The sequence below is a fragment of the Pseudoroseomonas cervicalis ATCC 49957 genome, assembly GCF_000164635.1.
In the GTDB taxonomy this organism is placed as follows: domain Bacteria; phylum Pseudomonadota; class Alphaproteobacteria; order Acetobacterales; family Acetobacteraceae; genus Pseudoroseomonas; species Pseudoroseomonas cervicalis.
On sequence record NZ_GG770778.1, the window covers coordinates 85129 to 88119 of the forward strand.

Here is a 2991-nt window from a genome sequence, read left to right on the forward strand (position 1 = left end):
CCCGCCCCGGCCCGCAATCTGCCCCGGGGCGCTGCCCCGGCGCCGCCGCGCCGGGCGCTTCCCGGCTTCGCGCATGGCTCGATCCATGCCGCTTCCATAGCGGCTTCCCCGCGGCGCGGCGAGAGGCTTGGCGAGGGGCGGCGTTCACCCGTGCTCCAGCCGGAAAAAAGCCGCCCGGGGAGGCACATCCCCGGGCGGCCGAACCTGCCCTGTGAGCTGGCCCGCCGGGCTCAGCCATCCTCGGTGTAGAGCAGCAGGGTCAGCGCGAAGAGCAGCCCCGCGACCGAGGGCGCCCAGGCCGCCAGCGCCACCGGCAGGGTGCCGGCCTGGCCGAATTCCTCGGCCACCTTGTCGAGCAGGAACAGCGCGAAGCCGGCGGCGATGCCGAGGCCGAGCATGCGCCCCACGCCGCCGCGCCGCGCGTGCCGCATCGAGAAGCCGGCCGCCAGCAGCGCCATGGCGGCGGCCAGCAGCGGCAGGGAGAGCAGGGAATGGAAGGTCAGCCGGTGCCGCACCGCCGAGAAGCCGGCGCTCTCCAGCACCGCGATGAAGCCCGGCAGCGCCCAGAAGGAGAGGGTGTCGGGGCTGGCGAAGGTCTCCTCGATGCGGTCGGGCGTCAGGCTGGTGGGCAGGCGCAGCGTGGCGGCGGGCAGCGGCTGGCGGTCGCGGCCGAAGCTCACCGCCTCCTGCAGCACCCAGGCGCCGGGCTCGAGGCGCGCCAGCGGCGCCTCGGCCCGGCCGATCGGCCGGTCGGTGGCCGAGAAGCGCCAGAGCGAGGCGCCGCGCAGCAGGAAGCCGTCGCGCCCCACCTCCGGCACCCCGGCCAGGATGGCGACGCCGCCCGGCTCCACCGACTCATCCGCCTGGCGCAGCCAGAGCTTGCCGCCGGCCAGCGAGGACAGGCCGGTGGCGTTGCGCAGATAGGTGGCGTCCAGCCGCTCGGCCCGCGCCATCATCGCCGCCGAGAGCGGCGAGACCACGGTGATGGCCAGCGTGCCCATGGCCAGCGCCACCAGCACGGGGCCGAGCAGGAAGCTCCAGGCGGAGACGCCGGCGGCGCGCGCCACCACCAGCTCGGAAGCGCGGGAGAGCCGCCAGAAGGCGACGATGCCGCCCAGCAGCACGGCGAAGGGCAGGATCTGCAGCACCACATAGGGCAGCCGCAGCGCCGCGATGCTGGCCACCAGGGCGAAGCCGGCATCGGCGCGCGTCGCGGCGCGGCGCAGCAGCTCGATGAAGTCGAACAGCGCCACCAGCGCGGCCAGCGCCGCCACCATGGCCAGCGCCATGCCGGCGAAGCGCCGCGCGATATAGGCGGAGAGGGTGAAGGAGAAGGCCATGGCTCAGCCCTCCCCGGCCGAGGGGGCGGCGGGGCGGATTTTCGGCCAGCCCGGCCGGCCGGAGAGCACCCAGGCGGCGCCCAGCACCGGCCCCAGCGTGTGCAGCCAGATCAGCGGGATGTAGCGGTTGTCGCGCGCCGCCAGATTGCCGATGGCCAGGCCCAGCGCCAGCAGCGCCACCACCAGCGCGACGCCGATCGCCGCCGGCCGCCAGTCGCCATGCCGGCGGAAGCCGCTGGCCAGCGCCACCGCCAGCCCGACCATCGCCATCGACAGCGCGGTGAAGGGCGAGGCCAGGCGCTGGTGCCCCTCGGCGCGGAACTTGCGGATGTCGCGCTCCGGCAGGTTCTCCGCCGGGTCGGGGTTGAGCAGCTCGGGCACGAAGCGCTCGCGCGAATCGCGGTTGCGCGCCACATCGACCGGGCTGCGCGAGGAGGAGGCGAGGTCGACGCTGTTCTCGGCGAAGGACAGCACCGAGAGCCGCGCCGGGTGGGTCGCCGTCGCCGGCTCCAGCTGCTCGCGCTGGCCGTTCAGCAGGATGACGCGGGGTCCCGCGGGGGTGGAGACCAGCCGCCCCTCCTGCGCCATGATGGTCACCGGCGTGCCCGGCTCGCGCATGTCGTGCACCAGGATGCCGCGCAGCGTGCCATCCGCCTCGCGCCGGCGGGCATAGACCGTCAAATCGTCGCCGAGCGAGGAGAACACCCCCTCCTGCAGCAGGATCGCCGCCATCTCGTTGCGGATCTCGAACTGCCAGCTGCGGAAGGCGGCGTGGCTGACCGGCACCAGCCAGAGCTGCAGGAACAGGCAGAAGCCGGTGGCCAGCGTCGCGATCAGCAGCGCGGGCCGGGAGAGCTGCCAGTCCGACAGGCCGGCGGCGCGCATCACCACCAGCTCGCGGTCGCCGTTCAGCCGGACATAGCTGAACAGCGTCACCACGAAGGTGGTGATCGGCAGGATCACGGCGAAGAAGCTCGGCAGCAGCAGCCCGGTCAGCTCGACGAAGACGGCGAGCGAGAGGCCCCGGTCCAGCACCAGCTCGATGAAGCGCAGGCTCTGCGTCAGCCAGACCAGGGCGGCGAGGCCGATGGTCACGGCCAGCAGCCCGATGCCGAGCTGACGGAACAGGTAGCGATCGAGACGGGTCATGCGGTCAGGGGTCACCTCTGGCAGGCCGCGGGGAGGCGGCTCGCGGGGGAGGCGCCGGGCGGCGGGGCAGGCCGCGCTGCATGTAGGCCGCCCCCGCCCCCCCGCCAAGTTTCTTTCCGGTGGGCGTGCCCTCAGGGCCGCCGGCCGAGGAAGCCGCGCAGCGTGCCGGCCGGCACGATGCGGGTGCGCGACAGGCCGGAGGCCGCGTCCTCCCGGTGGCTGACCAGGCCGAGCAGGCATTCCCCCGCCGGGCCCGAGGCCAGCACGGCGCCGCCGGATTCGCCCGGTTCCATGCGCAGCGCCAGCTCGGCATAGCCGCCATGGCGCGGATCGGCCTCGCGCATCAGCCCGGCGATCTCGGCCGGCATGTCGCGCAGCGCGGTGACCAGCCGCACCGGCTGCCCCGGCACCGGGTCCCCGGCGCAAAGCGGCAGGGCGGGCGCGGCGGCGAGCGCCGGGGCCTGCAGCAGCGCCGCATCCTGCCCGCCGCGATAGAAGGTGC

At 74.7% G+C, this 2991-nt stretch carries 3 protein-coding genes; all 3 read right to left on the reverse strand.

Annotated features, from left to right (window positions below; translation table 11 throughout):
- Positions 1-230: 230 nt before the first annotated feature.
- The gene (gene lptG, locus HMPREF0731_RS07760) at positions 231-1340 is read right to left on the reverse strand and encodes an LPS export ABC transporter permease LptG (RefSeq protein WP_007003519.1); all 1110 of its coding nucleotides are present in this window, start codon (positions 1338-1340) and stop codon (positions 231-233) included.
- Positions 1341-1343: 3 nt separating this feature from the next.
- The gene (gene lptF, locus HMPREF0731_RS07765) at positions 1344-2489 is read right to left on the reverse strand and encodes an LPS export ABC transporter permease LptF (protein ID WP_007003520.1); all 1146 of its coding nucleotides are present in this window, start codon (positions 2487-2489) and stop codon (positions 1344-1346) included.
- A 131-nt stretch (positions 2490-2620) separates the two neighbouring features.
- Positions 2621-2991: hypothetical protein (locus tag HMPREF0731_RS25150; RefSeq protein WP_007003521.1), on the reverse strand; the 371-nt coding region annotated here is incomplete at its 5' end.